Source organism: Actinomadura sp. NEAU-AAG7 (genome assembly GCF_018603865.1).
Taxonomy (GTDB): domain Bacteria; phylum Actinomycetota; class Actinomycetes; order Streptosporangiales; family Streptosporangiaceae; genus Spirillospora; species Spirillospora litoris.
In genome coordinates this window covers 73,667-88,946 of record NZ_JAHFZY010000013.1, presented here as the reverse complement: position 1 = coordinate 88,946, position 15,280 = coordinate 73,667, and the positions used below count along the sequence as shown (strand labels likewise).

At 74.6% G+C, this 15,280-nt stretch carries 16 protein-coding genes; 10 read left to right on the top strand and 6 right to left on the bottom strand.

Annotation, left to right across the window (positions count from 1 at the left end):
- The first annotated feature begins 168 nt into the window (after positions 1 to 168).
- Positions 169 to 372: a cold-shock protein gene (locus tag KLI87_RS38750; protein WP_030173892.1), complete on the top strand. Its 204-nt coding sequence runs from the start codon at positions 169 to 171 to the stop codon at positions 370 to 372.
- A 78-nt stretch (positions 373 to 450) separates the two neighbouring features.
- Here KLI87_RS38750 and KLI87_RS38745 read toward each other — a convergent pair whose 3' ends face one another.
- Both KLI87_RS38745 and KLI87_RS38740 read right to left on the bottom strand, forming a co-directional pair.
- Entirely contained in the window at positions 451 to 1,044 is a 594-nt protein-coding gene (locus tag KLI87_RS38745; protein WP_214620964.1) for a luciferase family protein, read from the bottom strand.
- Positions 1,045 to 1,170: 126 nt separating this feature from the next.
- Positions 1,171 to 2,367: an MFS transporter gene (locus KLI87_RS38740; protein ID WP_214620963.1), complete on the bottom strand. Its 1,197-nt coding sequence runs from the start codon at positions 2,365 to 2,367 to the stop codon at positions 1,171 to 1,173.
- A 75-nt stretch (positions 2,368 to 2,442) separates the two neighbouring features.
- Here KLI87_RS38740 and KLI87_RS38735 point away from each other — a divergent pair, with 75 nt between their 5' ends.
- The gene (locus tag KLI87_RS38735; RefSeq protein ID WP_214620962.1) at positions 2,443 to 3,462 is read left to right on the top strand and encodes an ROK family transcriptional regulator; all 1,020 of its coding nucleotides are present in this window, start codon (positions 2,443 to 2,445) and stop codon (positions 3,460 to 3,462) included.
- 35 nt (positions 3,463 to 3,497) lie between these two features.
- Here the strand turns inward: KLI87_RS38735 and KLI87_RS38730 are convergent, their stop codons facing one another.
- Positions 3,498 to 4,721, bottom strand: coding sequence for an acyl-CoA dehydrogenase family protein (locus KLI87_RS38730; RefSeq protein ID WP_214620961.1), 1,224 nt, complete (start codon positions 4,719 to 4,721; stop codon positions 3,498 to 3,500).
- A gap of 40 nt (positions 4,722 to 4,761) precedes the next feature.
- On the opposite strand from KLI87_RS38730, the gene KLI87_RS38725 reads away from it, so the two are divergent.
- Entirely contained in the window at positions 4,762 to 5,718 is a 957-nt protein-coding gene (locus KLI87_RS38725; protein ID WP_156221714.1) for an NADPH:quinone oxidoreductase family protein, read from the top strand.
- A 34-nt stretch (positions 5,719 to 5,752) separates the two neighbouring features.
- Here KLI87_RS38725 and KLI87_RS38720 read toward each other — a convergent pair whose 3' ends face one another.
- The gene (locus KLI87_RS38720; protein WP_214620960.1) at positions 5,753 to 6,427 is read right to left on the bottom strand and encodes a response regulator transcription factor; all 675 of its coding nucleotides are present in this window, start codon (positions 6,425 to 6,427) and stop codon (positions 5,753 to 5,755) included.
- Between the two features lie 51 nt (positions 6,428 to 6,478).
- Positions 6,479 to 7,726, bottom strand: coding sequence for a sensor histidine kinase (locus KLI87_RS38715; RefSeq protein WP_156221716.1), 1,248 nt, complete (start codon positions 7,724 to 7,726; stop codon positions 6,479 to 6,481).
- A 134-nt stretch (positions 7,727 to 7,860) separates the two neighbouring features.
- Between KLI87_RS38715 and KLI87_RS41995 the strand changes: the two genes are divergently transcribed.
- The 6 genes from KLI87_RS41995 (at position 7,861) to KLI87_RS38690 (ending at position 13,794) form a co-directional block, all read left to right on the top strand.
- Positions 7,861 to 7,965, top strand: a complete 105-nt coding sequence (locus KLI87_RS41995) for a putative leader peptide (RefSeq protein WP_312874962.1) — start codon at positions 7,861 to 7,863, stop codon at positions 7,963 to 7,965.
- A 41-nt stretch (positions 7,966 to 8,006) separates the two neighbouring features.
- Positions 8,007 to 8,537, top strand: a complete 531-nt coding sequence (locus KLI87_RS38710) for a cysteine dioxygenase family protein (protein ID WP_156221718.1) — start codon at positions 8,007 to 8,009, stop codon at positions 8,535 to 8,537.
- 126 nt (positions 8,538 to 8,663) lie between these two features.
- A complete protein-coding gene (locus KLI87_RS38705; RefSeq protein WP_214620959.1) occupies positions 8,664 to 9,299 on the top strand; it encodes a class I SAM-dependent methyltransferase in 636 nt (211 codons plus the stop codon).
- Positions 9,300 to 9,360: 61 nt separating this feature from the next.
- A complete protein-coding gene (locus KLI87_RS38700) occupies positions 9,361 to 10,842 on the top strand; it encodes a sugar porter family MFS transporter (RefSeq protein ID WP_214620958.1) in 1,482 nt (493 codons plus the stop codon).
- Positions 10,843 to 11,107: 265 nt separating this feature from the next.
- A complete protein-coding gene (gene thrS, locus KLI87_RS38695) occupies positions 11,108 to 13,093 on the top strand; it encodes a threonine--tRNA ligase (protein ID WP_214620957.1) in 1,986 nt (661 codons plus the stop codon).
- Positions 13,094 to 13,140: 47 nt separating this feature from the next.
- On the top strand, positions 13,141 to 13,794 hold the full coding sequence (locus tag KLI87_RS38690; RefSeq protein ID WP_214620956.1) for a hypothetical protein: 654 nt from the start codon (positions 13,141 to 13,143) through the stop codon (positions 13,792 to 13,794).
- 13 nt (positions 13,795 to 13,807) lie between these two features.
- Here the strand turns inward: KLI87_RS38690 and KLI87_RS38685 are convergent, their stop codons facing one another.
- Positions 13,808 to 14,461, bottom strand: a complete 654-nt coding sequence (locus KLI87_RS38685) for an Asp23/Gls24 family envelope stress response protein (protein WP_156221726.1) — start codon at positions 14,459 to 14,461, stop codon at positions 13,808 to 13,810.
- 182 nt (positions 14,462 to 14,643) lie between these two features.
- Here KLI87_RS38685 and KLI87_RS38680 point away from each other — a divergent pair, with 182 nt between their 5' ends.
- Positions 14,644 to 15,270 (top strand): HIT domain-containing protein, encoded by a 627-nt coding sequence (locus tag KLI87_RS38680; RefSeq protein ID WP_156221728.1) that lies wholly within the window; start codon positions 14,644 to 14,646, stop codon positions 15,268 to 15,270.
- Positions 15,271 to 15,280 lie beyond the last annotated feature (10 nt).

Below are 15,280 nucleotides of genomic sequence, written 5' to 3'. Positions count from 1 at the left end.
GGCAGTTGGCCAGCAGTCTCGAACGTTTGCTAATGAAACGCCCGCAGAAGTTCTAGACAACGGGCGTTCTCCGTTTCCCCGGGTGATCCGGCGGACGTGAGATTTGTCCGCATTGCAGCCCGGTCGTCGCCCGGCGGCCGGTGAAGCGTCACCAGAGGAGAAGGAAGCATGGCCGAAGGCACCGTGAAGTGGTTCAACGCCGAAAAGGGCTTCGGGTTCATCGCGCCTGACGGCGGCGGCCCCGACGTGTTCGTCCACTACTCGGCGATCACCACCAGCGGCTACCGCAGCCTGGAGGAGAACCAGCGCGTCGGGTTCGAGATCACCCAGGGCCAGAAGGGCCCGCAGGCCGAGGGCGTCTACCCGCTCTGAGGCTCCCGGCCGATCGCAGGGCTCCGGGCCTTCCGGTGGGGGCGCCCCCACCGGAGGCCCACCCGTCGGCCTTCCGGACTATCCGGACCGTCGCCCCGGCACCGCATCGCGGATGCCGGGGCGTTCGGCTTCCACGCCCGAACCATCCGGGGCCTCCGCCCGCCCGTCCGAGTCGGCCGGACGGTGCCCGCCCCTGTGATCCGGCTCACCCTCGGCGTCCCGCCCGCCGGACGGTCCATCAGACGGCTCGCCGGACGGACCGCCGGACGCCCCCGAGCCGCCGGGGCGGGGCGGCGTCGCGGCCGGGCACGGCGTGATCGGCGTCCCCCGCGCCGCGGGCCGGGTGTGCGCCTTGATCGCCACGCTGGCCAGCGACACGGCCATCGCCATGTCGGAGTCGGTGTCGAGCCGGACGGCGACCCAGTCGCCCCCCGGCCGGACCAGCACCCGCCCCGAGTCGGCGAGCGCGCCGCCGAGGCGGTCCACGACCGGCCGGGTCAGGCACAGCTCCGCCTCGTCACCGGTGTGCAGGTGCATGAACTGGCCGTGTCCCGCGCAGAGCGCGACGCCCACACCGCAGTCGGCCCGGCCCACCGAGACCCCGGACCATTTTCTGAGCCGGGCGACGACGCGTCCGGCGTTGGAATCCGTGCCACTCCCGCCAGTAGCCACACCGTAATCGTTGCGCCGAGGTGGCCCCCGGCGGAACCTGCCGTGCCGAAATCGTTACGGTCAGAAATTCGCCGCTGTCCTGTCCATTCGTGCGCGCTCCACCATCACCGGCATTTCCGGCAGAAGTCATGAGCGCCCGGCCCCCTGGGACGAGGCCGGAACCGACGCGGCCTCCGAGGGCGCGCCCGCGCCGGCCGTCCCCGTCCGGGGACGGAGGGCTCCGGCGGTCACCGTGATCATTGCCACGATGCAGGTGATCATGGTGAACGCGGCCGGGTAGGAGAACGCGCCCGCCGTCCAGCCGGTGACGGCCGGGGCGGTCAGGCCGGACAGGTAGGTGATCGTCGCGACGCCCGCCACGCCCTCGCCCGCGTTCGCCTCGGTGGCGGCCGCCGCCGCGAAGACCATCGGGACGACGGTCGCGACGCCGACGCCGAGCAGCGCGAACCCGGTGATGCCCTGCCACGGCGTGCGGGCCGTCACCACGAGCACGCCGCCGAGCACGGCGACGGCGCCGCCGCAGCGGACGAGCGTCACCGGGCCGATCCGCCCCACCAGCCGGTCGGCGGCGAGGCGGGTGGCCGCCATGCACGACATGAAGATCGTGAAGCTGGCGGCGGCGAGGCCGGGCCCGGCGTCGGCGACCTTGGTGAGGTAGACGGCGGCCCAGTCGGCGCTGGCGCCCTCGGCGAAGGTGCCGCAGAAGCCGACCGCGCCGATCGCGAGGATGGCGCGGCCCGGGAGCGCGAAGCGGCGCGGCGCCGGGGCGCCGGGGGCGGCCCGGTCGGGGAAGAGCTGCCGTCCCGCGAGCACCCCCGCCCCCAGCAGCGCCAGCGCGACGGTCCCGAGGTGCAGCCTGGCGTCGACGCCGGCGTGCGCGGCGAGGATGCCGACGCCGCCCGCGGCGAGGCTGCCGACGCACCACAACCCGTGCAGCCCCGAGATGATCGAGCGCCGCAGCCTCCGCTCCAGCGTCAGCGCGTGCGCGTTCATGACGACGTCGCACATGCCCGAGGTGACTCCGAAGAGCAGCATCGCCGGGAACAGCCAGCCGGGCGCGGGGGCCAGCGCGGGGAGCGCGAGGACGGCGCACCAGGCCGCCAGGAGCCCGCGCGTCGCGGTGCGCCCGCCGACGCGGTGGGCGAGCCGGCTCGCCATCGGCATCCCCGCGAACGCGCCGATCGACGGGCACAGCAGGGCGAGCCCGAGAAGGGTGGGGCCGAGCCCGAGACGGTGCTCGATCCAGGGGACGCGGGTCGCGAAGGTGCCGGCCACGGCCCCGTGAACGGCGAAGACGGCGCTGATGGCGCTGCGGTTGCTCATGCCCACAGAAACTAACAGGCAGGCTTCCTGATGAAAAGAGATTAACCGGCAGGCTCCCTGACTAATATGGTCGGTGTGAAGACGGCGACCCCGACGATGGCGCGCGCGATCAACGACCGCCTCGCGCTCGACCTGCTGCTCGACCGCGGCCCGCTGACGGCGCCGCAGCTGCGCGCGCTGACCGGGCTGTCCCGGCCGACCGTGTCCGACCTGATCGAGCGGCTCCGCGCGGACGGGCTGATCGAGGTGACCGGCGAGTCCGGCGCCGACCGGCGCGGCCCGAACGCGCGGCTCTACGGGGTGGTGGCCGGGCGCGCCCACGTCGCCGGGGTCGACCTGCGGCGCGGCTCCGTGCACGTGAGCGTCGCCGACATCGCCGGGTCGGTCCGCGGCACGGCCACCCGCGCGGTCCTGCCCGGCCCCGACCTCGGCGCGCTCGTCGCCGACGCCGTCGTGGACGCGGCGGGCGGCGTCACCCCGCACACGGTCGTCGTCGGCGCCCCCGGGCTGATCCACCCCCGCACCGGCGCGGCGTCCTTCGGGAAGCTCCCCGGCGGGCGGGCCGACCTGCGCACGGTGATCGCCGACCGGCTCGGCGTGCCGGTGGTGCTGGAGAACGAGGTCAACCTGGCCGCGATCGCCGAGCACCGCGAGGGCGCCGCCGTCGGGCACGACGACTTCGTGCTGCTGTGGCTGGACGACGGGATCGGCGCGGCGGTCGTCCTGGACGGGCGGCTGCGGCGCGGCGCGTCCGGCGGCGCGGGCGAGGTGGGGCTGCTCAAGTTCGGGGGCACCGACTTCTGCGACCTGATGGAGACCGGCCTCGCGCAGGGGCTCGGGCCCGAGGCGCTCGCCGACCGGATCGTCGAGGGCGTGTTCGCCCTCGTCGCCGTCCTGGACCCGGGGCTCGTCGTGCTCGGCGGCGCGGTCGGCGGCGGGGGCGGCGACCGGCTCGCCGCGCTGGTCGCGGCCCGGCTCGGCGACCTGTCGTTCGCGCCGACCGAGGTGCGGCCGAGCCTGGTCGCCGGGGACGCCGTCCTGCGCGGCGCGGTGCTGACCGCGCTCGACCTCACCCGCGACGACGTCTTCGGCTGAGCCCCCCGCGCGCCGGCCCCGCCGCGACGCGCCCGTCAGCCGCCGGTGTACCCGGCCAGTTCGGCGCGGGCGACGGAGCGGACGTGCACCTCGTCGGGGCCGTCGGCCAGCCGCAGCGCGCGCAGCCCCGCCCACATCTCGGCGAGCGGGGTGCCGTCGCCGACGCCCGCGCCGCCGTGCAGCTGGATCGCCCGGTCCACGACCTCCAGCGCGACCCGGGGCGCGACCACCTTGATCGCCGCGACCTCCGACCGCGCCGCCGCCACGCCGTGCTCGTCGATCAGCCAGGCGGTCTTGAGCGTGAGCAGCCGCGCCTGCTCGATCGCCATCCGCGACTCGGCGATGCGCTCGCGCACCACGCCCTGCGCGGCCAGCGGCCCGCCGAACGCCTCCCGCGCCAGCGCCCTGCGGCACATCAGCTCCAGCGCCCGCTCGGCCGTGCCGAGGGCGCGCATGCAGTGGTGGACGCGGCCGGGCCCGAGCCGCGCCTGCGCGATCGCGAAGCCGCCGCCCTCCTCGCCGACGAGGTCGCCCACCGGGACGCGGACGTCGGTGAAGGTGATCTCGCAGTGGCCGTGCTGGTCCTGGTAGCCGAACACGGGCAGCGCGCGGACGACCTCCACGCCGGGCGCGTCCATCGGCACCAGCACCATCGACCACCGCCGGTGCGCGGCGGCCTCCGGGTCCGTCCGGCCCATCACGATCATGACCGCGCAGCGCGGGTCGGCGGCCCCGGTGATCCACCACTTGCGGCCGTTGACGACGTAGTGGTCGCCGTCGCGCTCGATCCGGGTGGCGATGTTGGTGGCGTCGGAGCTCGCCACGTCCGGCTCGGTCATCGCGAACGCGCTGCGGATCTCGCCGTCCAGCAGCGGGCGGAGCCACCGCCGCTTCTGCTCGGGCGTCCCGAACAGGTGCAGCACCTCCATGTTGCCGGTGTCGGGCGCCGCGCAGTTGATGGCCTCGGGCGCGAGGACGGGGGAGCGGCCCGTCAGCTCGGCGAGCGGGGCGTAGTCGGTGACCGACAGCCCGTGCGCCGGGTCGTCGGAGTCCGGCAGGAACAGGTTCCACAGGCCGAGCCCGCGCGCCTCCCGCTTCAGCTCCTCCACGACCGGCGGGACGTGGTGCTCGCGGCCGAGCGCCGCCAGCTCGCGCCGCTGCGCCGCGTACACCGGCTCCGCCGGGTAGACATGGGCGTCCATGAAGGACTGGAGGCGGTCGAGATGCTCGCGCGCCCGGCCGCTCAGTCCGAAGTCCATTCCGCTACAGTAACTGACCAGTCAGTCACTTGGAGTGGGCATGCGCGCGATCCAGATCACCGAGTTCGGCGGGCCCGAGGTGCTGGTGCCGGCCGAGCTGCCCGACCCGGTCGCCGGGCCCGGCCACCTGCTCGTGGAGGTCGCGCGGGCGGGGGTCAACTACGCCGACACCCACCAGGCCGAGAACAGCTACCTGCGGGAGCCGCGGCTGCCGCTCGTCCCCGGCGGCGAGGTCGTCGGCACCACCGGCGACGGGCGCCGGGTGGTCGCGCTGGTCGGCACCGGCGGGTACGCCGAGCGGGCCGTCGCGCCCGTCCCGCTGGCCTGGGACGTCCCGGCGGCCATCGACGACGTCACCGCGCTCGGCCTGCTCGTGCAGGGCGCGTCCGCGTGGCTGCTGCTGCGCCGCAGCGTCCACCTGGCGCCGGGCGAGTCGGTCGTCGTGCACGCGGCGGCGGGCGGGGTCGGGACGCTCGCCGTCCAGCTCGCGCGGGCCTTCGGCGCCGGACGGATCATCGCCACCGCCTCCTCCCCGCAGAAGCGCGCCCTGGCCCTGGAGCTCGGCGCCGACGCCGCCGTCGACGCGGCCGAGCCCGAACTGCGGGACGCCCTCGTCGAGGCCAACGGCGGCCGCCGCGTGGACGTCGTGCTGGAGATGACCGGCGGGAGCGTCACCGACCAGAGCCTGCGCGCCCTCGCCCCCTTCGGGCGGCTCGCCTTCTACGGCATGGCGTCCCGGCGCGAGCCCGAGCCGGTGCCGCCCGCCGCGCTGCTGGCGCACTCCGCCACGATCGCGGGCATGTGGCTGCCGCACGTCTTCCAACTGCCCGGCGACGTGATGGGCACCGCCCTGGACGAGCTGTTCGGCCTCGCCTCCACCGGGCTGCTGCGGGTCGTCGCGGGCGGCGAGTACGGGCTGACCGAGGCCCGCCGCGCCCACGAGGACCTGCGGGCCCGCCGCACCACGGGCAAGCTCGTCCTCGACCCGTCCCGCTGAGCGGGACGGCGGCGCCGGAGCCGACCGGGGGCGGCTAGCCCACCAGGCCGTTCTCGTAGGCGTAGACGACCGCCTGCGTGCGGTCGCGCAGCGTGAGCTTGGTCAGCACGTGCCCGACGTGCGTCTTGACCGTCTGCTCGGCCAGCACCAGCTCCCCGGCGATCTCGGCGTTGGACAGCCCCCGCGCGATCAGCCGCAGCACGTCCAGCTCGCGCGGGGTCAGCCCGGCGGTCGCCTTCGGGCTCGGCCGCTGGTGGCGCCGCCGCCGCGCGAAGTCGCCGATCAGCCGCCGGGTGATCGACGGCGCGAGCAGCGCGTCGCCCGCCGCCACCACCCGCACGCCGCTCACGAGGTCGGCGGCCGAGGCGTCCTTCAGCAGGAACCCGCTGGCCCCCGAGCCGAGCGCCTCGTAGACGTACTCGTCGAGGTCGAAGGTCGTGAGGACGAGCACCTTCGGCCGCGTCGCGGCCGGGTCGGCGTCGGCGATCGGCTCGCCGACCAGCTCGGCGGTCGCGGCCAGCCCGTCCATCTCCGGCATCCGGATGTCCATCACGACCACGTCGGGGTCGAGCTCGCGGGCCATCGCCACCGCCTCGCGGCCGTTGCCCGCCTGCCCGATCACCTCGATCTCCGGGTCGGAGGACAGCAGCGCCGCGAGCCCGTCGCGGATCATCACCTGGTCGTCGGCGATCAGCACCCGAATCGTCACGCCTGCAACCCTATGGGCACGCGGGAACGGTCGTCTCCCCCGTCCGGGCGGTCAGTCGCCGTAGGGCAGCTCGGCCACGACCTCCCAGCCGGCGGGCTCGCTCGGGCCGGCCGACAGCGTGCCGCCGAGCATCGTCACGCGCTCGCGCATCCCGACCAGCCCGTGCCCGCCGCCGTGCGACTCCTCCGGCGTGCTGCGGGCCCCGTCGTCGGTGACCGTCACCGTGAGCGTCTTCGCCCCGTACCTGACCTCGACGTGCACGCGCGACCCCGGGGCGTAGCGGGCGGCGTTGCTCAGCGACTCCTGGACGATCCGGTACGCCGACAGGTCCACCCCGGCGTCCAGCGGGCGCGGCACGCCGGTGATCACGGTGGCGACCGACAGCCCGTAGCGGCGCGTGGAGGAGGCCAGGTCGTCCAGCCGGTCGAGGCCGGGCTGCGGGGCGCGCTCGGCGCCGTCGTCGTCGGAGCGCAGCAGGCCGACGACGCGGCGGGTCTCGGTCAGCGCCTCGCGGGCGGCGTCGCGGACGATGCCGAACGTCTGCCGCGCCGCGTCCGGGAGGTCCGGGATCTTGTAGGGGGCCGCCTCCGCCTGCATCGCGATCACCGACATGTGGTGCGCGACCACGTCGTGCAGCTCGCGGGCGATGCGGGCCCGCTCCTCCAGCACCGCCTGGCGGGCCAGGTCCTCGCGGTGCTGGGCCTCGCGCCTGCGCAGCTCCTCCTCGGCGGAGTGCCGGCCGCCGACCGCGTCGCCGAAGGTGAGGGCGAGCACGACGAGCCCGGCGAGGATCATCCCGAACCAGCTCGGCATGCCGAACAGCACGGCCGGGACCAGTGCCCCGACGATCGTCACGGTGCCCGCGCCGACCGTGGTCTCGCGGTCGCAGCCGACGCCGACGAAGAACAGGATCACGATCAGCGCCAGGATCGCGGGGACCGGCCACGGCATGAAGCCGCCGCCGTGCCGCACGACGACCGTCAGCAGGAGCCCTGTCAGCGCGATCCGCCACGCCGCCAGTGGCCAGCGCGCCGCGAACACCAGCGGCGTCGCCTGGAGCACCCCGAGCGGCCAGGAGAGCCCGGCGGCCTGCTGGTCGACCGCGATCGGGATCGCGATGGACCCGGCGGTGAACCCGATCGTGAGGCCGGTCAGGAACAGCAGGAGCGGGATCCGCAGGAAGGGGTGCTCGGGCAGCAGCGTGACGGCCGGGTCGGCCGGACCCGGCACGAGGGCGGCGCGGACGCCCCGGCCCAGCCGGGCCCGCCGGCCCCCGTAGGAGCGCGATGGTTCGTTCATTTGTGAGTGAGCCTAGGACGCGGCGCGCCGGACCTGCCTGACCCCGGGGAGGGAGATCCGACCCGCTCCCTGGGTATCAGCGCTGAGCTGCGGCGTTCGCCTCATCTCCTTATTTCCGATTGACTTTATAGGGAATGTGGTTCACGCTGGGAGTCGTGACGTTCACCAGCCTCCACGAGCGCCTCCATGTCGACCTGCGCCGGCAGGCCAGCGCGCTGTGTCCGCACCCGTTCCGCTGAACAGGAAGGACCCACGACACACCGCGAGGAGCGACACCGCAATGACCGTCACCACCGAATCGAGCACGCCCGCGAAACAGTCCGGCGGGCCGGTCCCCGGCAGGGGGACGACCACCCGCGCCCCCCGGAAGGGATCCCTCGCGCCGCCCCGGCTGGCCGAGCGGGCCCGTGACCTCGCCCGCGACTCCGGGGACTGGCTGCACCGCGTCCGCCTCGACCCGCAGGGCCGCTGGTACGAGCGGATCCACCAGGACGCCGACCACGAGGTCTGGGTGATCAGCTGGCTGCCCGGCCAGTCCACCGGCTTCCACGACCACGGCGGCTCGTCCGGCGCGTTCGCCGTCGCCCTCGGGACGCTGCAGGAGCACCACGTCCGCTCCGCGCGGGACGTGGGGGCGGGGGAGACGCACGCGTTCGGCCCCGACTACGTCCACGACGTCCGCAACACCTCCGACGCCCCGGCCGTCAGCGTCCACGTGTACTCGCCGCCGCTGTCGTCCATGCGGCGCTACGACGTGGACTCCACCGGGGAGCTGGTCGAGCTCGCGGCCGAGTCCGCCGAGGACTGGTGAGCCCGGACGGCACCGCCGCCGTCGGCGGCGCTCCGGGGGCACCGTCCCCCGCTCCCGCGGCGCCGTCCGGCACTCCGCCGCCCCGGTGATCTTGCGGTGATCGCCGGGGCGACGGAGACTGCGGGAATGACCGATGATCTCAGGCACCCGATCTTCGCCCGGCTCTACCCGAGGCTGGACGCCGCCAGCGCGAAGGCGGGCGGGGACGAGCACCGCGCCGAGCTGCTGGACGGGGCGTCCGGCCGGGTCCTGGAGATCGGCGCCGGGTACGGCGCGAACTTCCCGCACTACCCGGAGGCGGTCGCCGAGGTCGTCGCGCTGGAGCCGGAGCCCCGGCTGCGGGCGCTGGCCGCCGAGGCGGCGTCCCGTGCGCCCGTCCCGGTGACGGTCCGCCCCGGCCGCGCCGAGGACCTCGACCTCGACGACGCGTCCGTCGACGTCGTCGTCGCCTCGCTCGTGCTGTGCTCGGTGCGCGACCCGATCCGCGCCCTGGCCGAGATCAGGCGGGTGCTGCGGCCCGGCGGGGAGCTGCGCTACTACGAGCACGTCCGCGGCCGGACGCCCGGCAAGATCCGCTTCCAGCGCTACGCCGACCTCGCCTGGCCGCTCATCGCCGCCGGCTGCCGCGTGTCCCGCCCGACGGACGAGTGGATCGCGGGCAGCGGATTCACCGTGCGCGGCCAGCGGCGCTTCGAGTTCCCGCCCACCGCCATGCCCAATCCGGCCTCGCCCCACGTCCTCGGGATCGCGGTGCGCGACTGAGTCGTCGCGGGTCGTCGCGGTTCGTCCGCATAAGGTCCCCGCTCCGGGGAAGATCCGGCGCATGACCAGTGGATCGCGATCGGTGCCCCGGCGGGGACGCGCCGAGCCGTCCAACTCGGCGTCCACCGCCATTCTGCTGGCGGGCGCCGCGGCGCTCGGCGGTTTCCTGTTCGGCTATGACTCATCGGTTATCAACGGAACCGTGGACGCGCTGAAGCAGCAGTTCCACCTCAGCTCGTTCGCCGTGGGCTTCGTGGTGTCCTCGGCCCTGCTCGGGTGCGCCGCGGGCGCCTGGTTCGCCGGGCCGCTCAGCGACCGGATCGGGCGGGTCCGGGTGATGCTGATCGCCTCGGTGCTGTTCGTCGTGAGCTCGCTCGGGTCGGCGCTGGCCTTCAACGCCGTCGACCTGACGTTCTGGAGGCTGGTGGGCGGCCTCGCCATCGGCGCCGCCTCGGTGATCGCGCCGGCCTACATCGCCGAGATCGCGCCCGCCGAGCTGCGCGGGCGGCTCGGCTCGCTCCAGCAGATGGCGATCGTGCTCGGCATCTTCGCCGCGCTGGTCGTCGACTACGTCATCGCGACCGCCTCCGACGGCGGCGCGACCGGGACGTTCCCCTGGGGCGGCGGCGCCTGGCGCTGGATGTTCGCCAGCGCGGTCGTGCCCGCCCTCATGTACGGGGTGATCGCCACGACGATCCCCGAGTCGCCGCGCTACCTCGTCAAGAAGCACGAGACGGCCCGCGCCCGGCAGGTCCTCGCGCGGGTCATGGGCCGCGGCGACGTCGACATGAAGATCAGCGAGATCGTCCGGTCGCTCGCCGGCGACCGCCCGGTCCGGCTGGGCGACCTGCGCGGCCGCCGCTTCGGGCTGATGCCGATCGTCTGGACGGGCATCCTGCTGTCGGTGTTCCAGCAGTTCGTGGGGATCAACGTGATCTTCTACTACTCGTCCTCGCTGTGGCAGGCGGCGGGGATGAGCGAGGACGACGCCATGCTCACCTCCGTGATCAACTCGGTGGTGAACGTCGTGTCCACGCTGGTGGCGATCGCGCTGGTCGACCGGGTCGGGCGCCGTCCGCTGCTGCTGGCGGGCGCGGTCGGCATGGCGGTCACGCTCGCGACGCTGACCGTCTGCTTCGCCACCGCGCCGGTCGTGGACGGCGACCCGCACCTCGGCTCCGTCGCCGGGCCCGTCGCGCTCGTCGCCGCCAACGTCTACGTGTTCGCGTTCGCCGCGACCTGGGGGCCGGTCGTGTGGGTGATGCTCGGGGAGATGTTCAACAACGTCATCCGCGCCTCGGCGCTCGCCGTCGCCGCGGCGGCGCAGTGGATCGCGAACTGGATGATCACCACGACGTTCCCCGGCGTCTCCGGCTTCTCCCTCGGGCTCGCCTACGGGATCTACACGCTGTTCGCGATCCTGGCGTTCCTGTTCGTGGTCCGCGGCGTCCCCGAGACCCGCGGCCGCGAGCTGGAGGACATGGACGCGATCGCCGTCCCCCGTGCCCGCACCAGGGCGCCCGAGGGGCGCGCCCCCGCCTGAGTGCGGCACGCGTGCGCGCGAGGCCCCTGCGGCCTTCTGAGGGCCGTGTGGGCCCGTCCGGGACGAATGCGCGCGCGGGCGGCGGTCGGCTACAGTAAGGGAATGCGCGCCGTACCGGAGACGACGACGCCGGGTCCACCCCGGCGCGACGGCCGCATGTCCTGACATTGCACGCGGTGAGGCCCCGGGAGCGATCCCGGGGCCTCACGGCTTTGCGACCCCGATCCGCTCCCGACGACCAGCCGCCCGATCATGAGGAGTTCCCGTGTCCACCGTGTCCGATCTGCGCGTCACCCTGGAAGGCGGCGAGCGGGTGGTGCCCGCCGGCACCACCGCGGGGGAGGCGCTGGAGGCCGACGGCCGCTCGGTCGTCGCCGCCCGCGTCAACGGCGAGCTGCGCGACCTGGCCGGCGTGCTGAGCGACGGCGACGTCGTGGAGCCCGTGGAGGTCGGCTCGCCGGACGGCCGGGCCATCATGCGGCACTCGGCCGCGCACGTGATGGCGCAGGCCGTCCAGGAGCTGTTCCCCGAGGCCAGGCTGGGCATCGGGCCGCCGGTCGAGAACGGCTTCTACTACGACTTCGACGTCGCCGAGCCCTTCACCCCCGACGACCTCAAGCGCATCGAGAAGCGGATGCGCGAGATCGTCAAGCAGGGGCAGCGGTTCTCCCGGCGCCCCGTCTCCGACGAGGAGGCGCGCGCGGAGCTGGCCGCCGAGCCCTACAAGCTGGAGCTGATCGGCCTGAAGGGCGCTGGCCCGGTGCGGGACGCGGCCGACGGCGCCGACGTCGAGGTCGGCGGCGGCGAGCTGACCATCTACGACAACCTCGACGCCAAGTCCGGCGACCTGCGCTGGAAGGACCTGTGCCGCGGGCCGCACCTGCCCACCACCCGCGTCATCCCGGCGTTCAAGCTGATGCGGACCGGCGGCGCCTACTGGCGCGGCAGCGAGAAGAACCCGCAGCTCCAGCGCATCTACGGCACCGCGTGGGAGTCCCGCGAGAAGCAGGACGAGTACCTCAGGATGCTGGAGGAGGCCGAGAAGCGCGACCACCGCAGGCTCGGCGCCGAGCTCGACCTGTTCTCCTTCCCGCCCGAGATCGGCAGCGGCCTGCCCGTCTTCCACCCCAGGGGCGGCGTCGTCCGCCGCGTCATGGAGGACTACTCGCGCCGGCGGCACGAGGCGGCGGGTTACGAGTTCGTCAACACCCCGCACATCACCAAGGGCGACCTGTTCGAGGTGTCCGGCCACCTCGGCTGGTACAAGGACGACATCTTCCCGCCCATGGAGGTGGACGGCGGCGACTACTACCTCAAGCCGATGAACTGCCCGATGCACAACCTGGTCTTCCGCGCGCGCGGGCGGTCCTACCGGGAGCTGCCGCTGCGGCTGTTCGAGTTCGGGTCGGTGTACCGGTTCGAGAAGTCGGGCGTCGTGCACGGCCTCACCCGCGTCCGGGGCATGACCCAGGACGACGCGCACATCTACTGCACCAAGGAGCAGATGGGCGGCGAGCTGAAGGACCTGCTCACCTTCGTCCTGGACCTGCTGCGCGACTACGGCCTGAGCGAGTTCTACCTGGAGCTGTCCACCCGCGACGACTCGCCGAAGTTCATCGGCGAGGACGCCGACTGGGAGGAGGCGACCGAGGCGCTGCGGCTGGCCGCCGAGGAGTCCGGGCTCGACCTCGTCGCCGACCCCGGCGGCGCCGCGTTCTACGGCCCGAAGATCTCCGTGCAGGCCAAGGACGCGATCGGCCGGACCTGGCAGCTGTCCACCATCCAGGTCGACTTCAACCAGCCCAAGCGGTTCGGCCTGGAGTACCAGGCGGCCGACGGCACCCGGCGGCAGCCCGTCATGATCCACCGGGCGCTGTTCGGGTCGATCGAGCGGTTCTTCGGCGTGCTGCTGGAGCACTACGCGGGCGCGATGCCGCCGTGGCTGTCGCCCGTGCAGGCCGTCGGCATCCCGATCGGCGACGCCCACGTCCCGCACCTGGAGCGGGTCGCCGAGCGGCTGCGCGAGCGCGGCATCCGCGTCGAGGTGGACGCCTCGTCCGACCGGATGCAGAAGAAGATCCGCAACGCGCAGAAGCAGAAGATCCCCTACATGCTGCTCGCGGGCGACGACGACGTCGCCAAGGACGCGGTGTCGTTCCGCTACCGCGACGGCGAGCAGCGCAACGCCGTCCCGATCGACGAGGCCGTCGAGGAGATCGTCAAGGCCGTTGAGGCCCGCGTGCAGATCTGACCCGTTAACCTCGACGGTCACGTGCCACGACCGGGGAGGGCGCACCGATGAAGTCCACGAGGCCGCGCCGCGGGCCGCGCGGCGCGGCGCGCGGGCCCCGGGGGCTTCGCGGGCCCCGCGGGCTCGGCGGCCTGCCCGTCCGGGTCGCCGGCTACGGGACGGCCGTGCTGCTCGTGGTGGCCGCCGTCGTGGTGCTGGTGCTGCCGCTGCTCGACGAGGATGAGGGCGGGACGAGGGCCGCCGGGGCCCAGGCCGCCCCGCGGCCCGGCCGAACCCCCTCGGCCGCGGTGCCGGAGGCGTCGCCGCCGCTGGCCGCCCCGTCCCTACCCGGCCCCAAGGGCACGGTCGACGCGGACGGCCCGCGCCGAGGCGGCGGCGGGGGAGAGGGCGGCGGTCCTCCGATGCCGGGCAGGAACGGCCCCGGGACCTCGCTGACGTGGTGCCCGCGGGGCACGGCGTACTACCGCGCGGTCCGCGACGCCGTCGAGGTCGTGATCACGGTGTCGGCCAGCGGCGCGATCCGCGCGGAGATGGCGCTGCGCGGGTACGCGCCCCGGTCGCAGCAGGCGGCCGTCCGGGGCGGCGCGCCGCACACGTTCCGCTTCACCGGCGTCCCCCCGGCGCTCGTCGAGCGGGTCAAGGTCACCACGGTCTCGGTCGGCGTGGCCATGCAGACCTGCTATGCACGCGTCGCCGCCTAGCCGCCCGGCGCGCCTAGACGGACGGCGGGTGCGGAGAGGGCGGGGCCGCCGGGGGCGCGGCCCCGGCGGGCATCCGGACGTCCTCGACCGCGACGTTGACCGCCGCGACCCGCATCCCGAGCATCAGCCCCGCGACCCGCGCCACGTTGGCCTTCACGACCCGCGCCACCTCCATGATCACGCTGCCGTAGCCGACCGCGATGCCGAGGTCGAGGGTCACCTCGTCGTCGTGCATCCGGACCCGGACGCCGCCCGCGCCGCGCCCGCCGTCCTGCCCCGGGTGCGCGACCAGCCCGGCGACGCCCCGCACCTCCAGCGCGGCCATCGCCACGAGCTTCTCGACCACCTCGTCGTCGATCGTGATGCGGCCGTCCACCGGCGCGGCGTCACCGGCGTCCGGCCGCGCGTCCGGCTGCGCGTCCGGAGCCGGGCGGGGGACCGGCGGCGCCGCGCCGGGCGCCGGGGCGCCGCCGTGCAGGGTCAGGGGGGTGTGGGCGGACGAGGGAGCGGGCATGTGCGGGATGAGCGAGGCCGGCGGCGCGGGCAGCGGGGCCCCCGGCGGCAGCGGCCCCGGCCGCCCCGGCGGGCCGGGATAGAAGGGCAGCGACCCGGCCTCGGCGCGCGGCTCCCCGCCGGTCCCGGCGCGGCCCTGGTCGGGGTCGGTCATGATCGCTCCCTGTGGTCGGCTAGGTGACCATGGTGTCGGAGCGGGCCGCCGGACGTCACGCAACGACGGGTTCGCGGGCGCGTCACCAGCGGAGCCCCCGCGGCGGGGGAGCCCGGCTACAGGGCCCGCCGCGTCCCTCTCTATGCTGCTGGTCAGGCCGTGAACAAAAGGAGACCGCCGCCTTGAGCGCAGAGCCGGACAAGCCCGTGGACCGGACGGGACGCGACGACGCGCCCGGCGCCGGCCCCGGGACCGAACGCAGCCCCCGCATCGAGGAGGAGAGGGGCGGCGCGGGCACGCCCGACAACTTCCAGCGGCTGTGGACCCCTCACCGCATGGCCTACATCAAGGGCGAGAACAAGCCCACCGGCACCGGCGGCGACGAGGGCTGCCCGTTCTGCGAGATCCCCGCGATGACCGACGAGGACGGCCTCGTCGTCGCGCGCGGCGCGGCGGTGTACGCGGTGCTGAACCTCTACCCCTACAACTCCGGGCACCTCATGGTCGTCCCGTACCGGCACGTCGCCGACTACGGCGACCTCGACGAGCCGGAGTACCGCGAGCTGGCCGTCTTCACCCAGCGCGCGCTCGCGGCGCTGCGCAAGGCGAGCGGCGCTCAGGGGTTCAACGTCGGCATGAACCTCGGCCTGGTCGCGGGCGCGGGCATCGCGGCGCACCTGCACCAGCACGTCGTGCCCCGCTGGGGCGGCGACACCAACTTCATGCCCGTCGTCGGGCACACCAAGGTGCTCCCGCAGCTGCTGCGCGACACCCGGCAGATGCTCGCCGACGCGTGGCCGCGCCCGTGAGGGGCGCGGC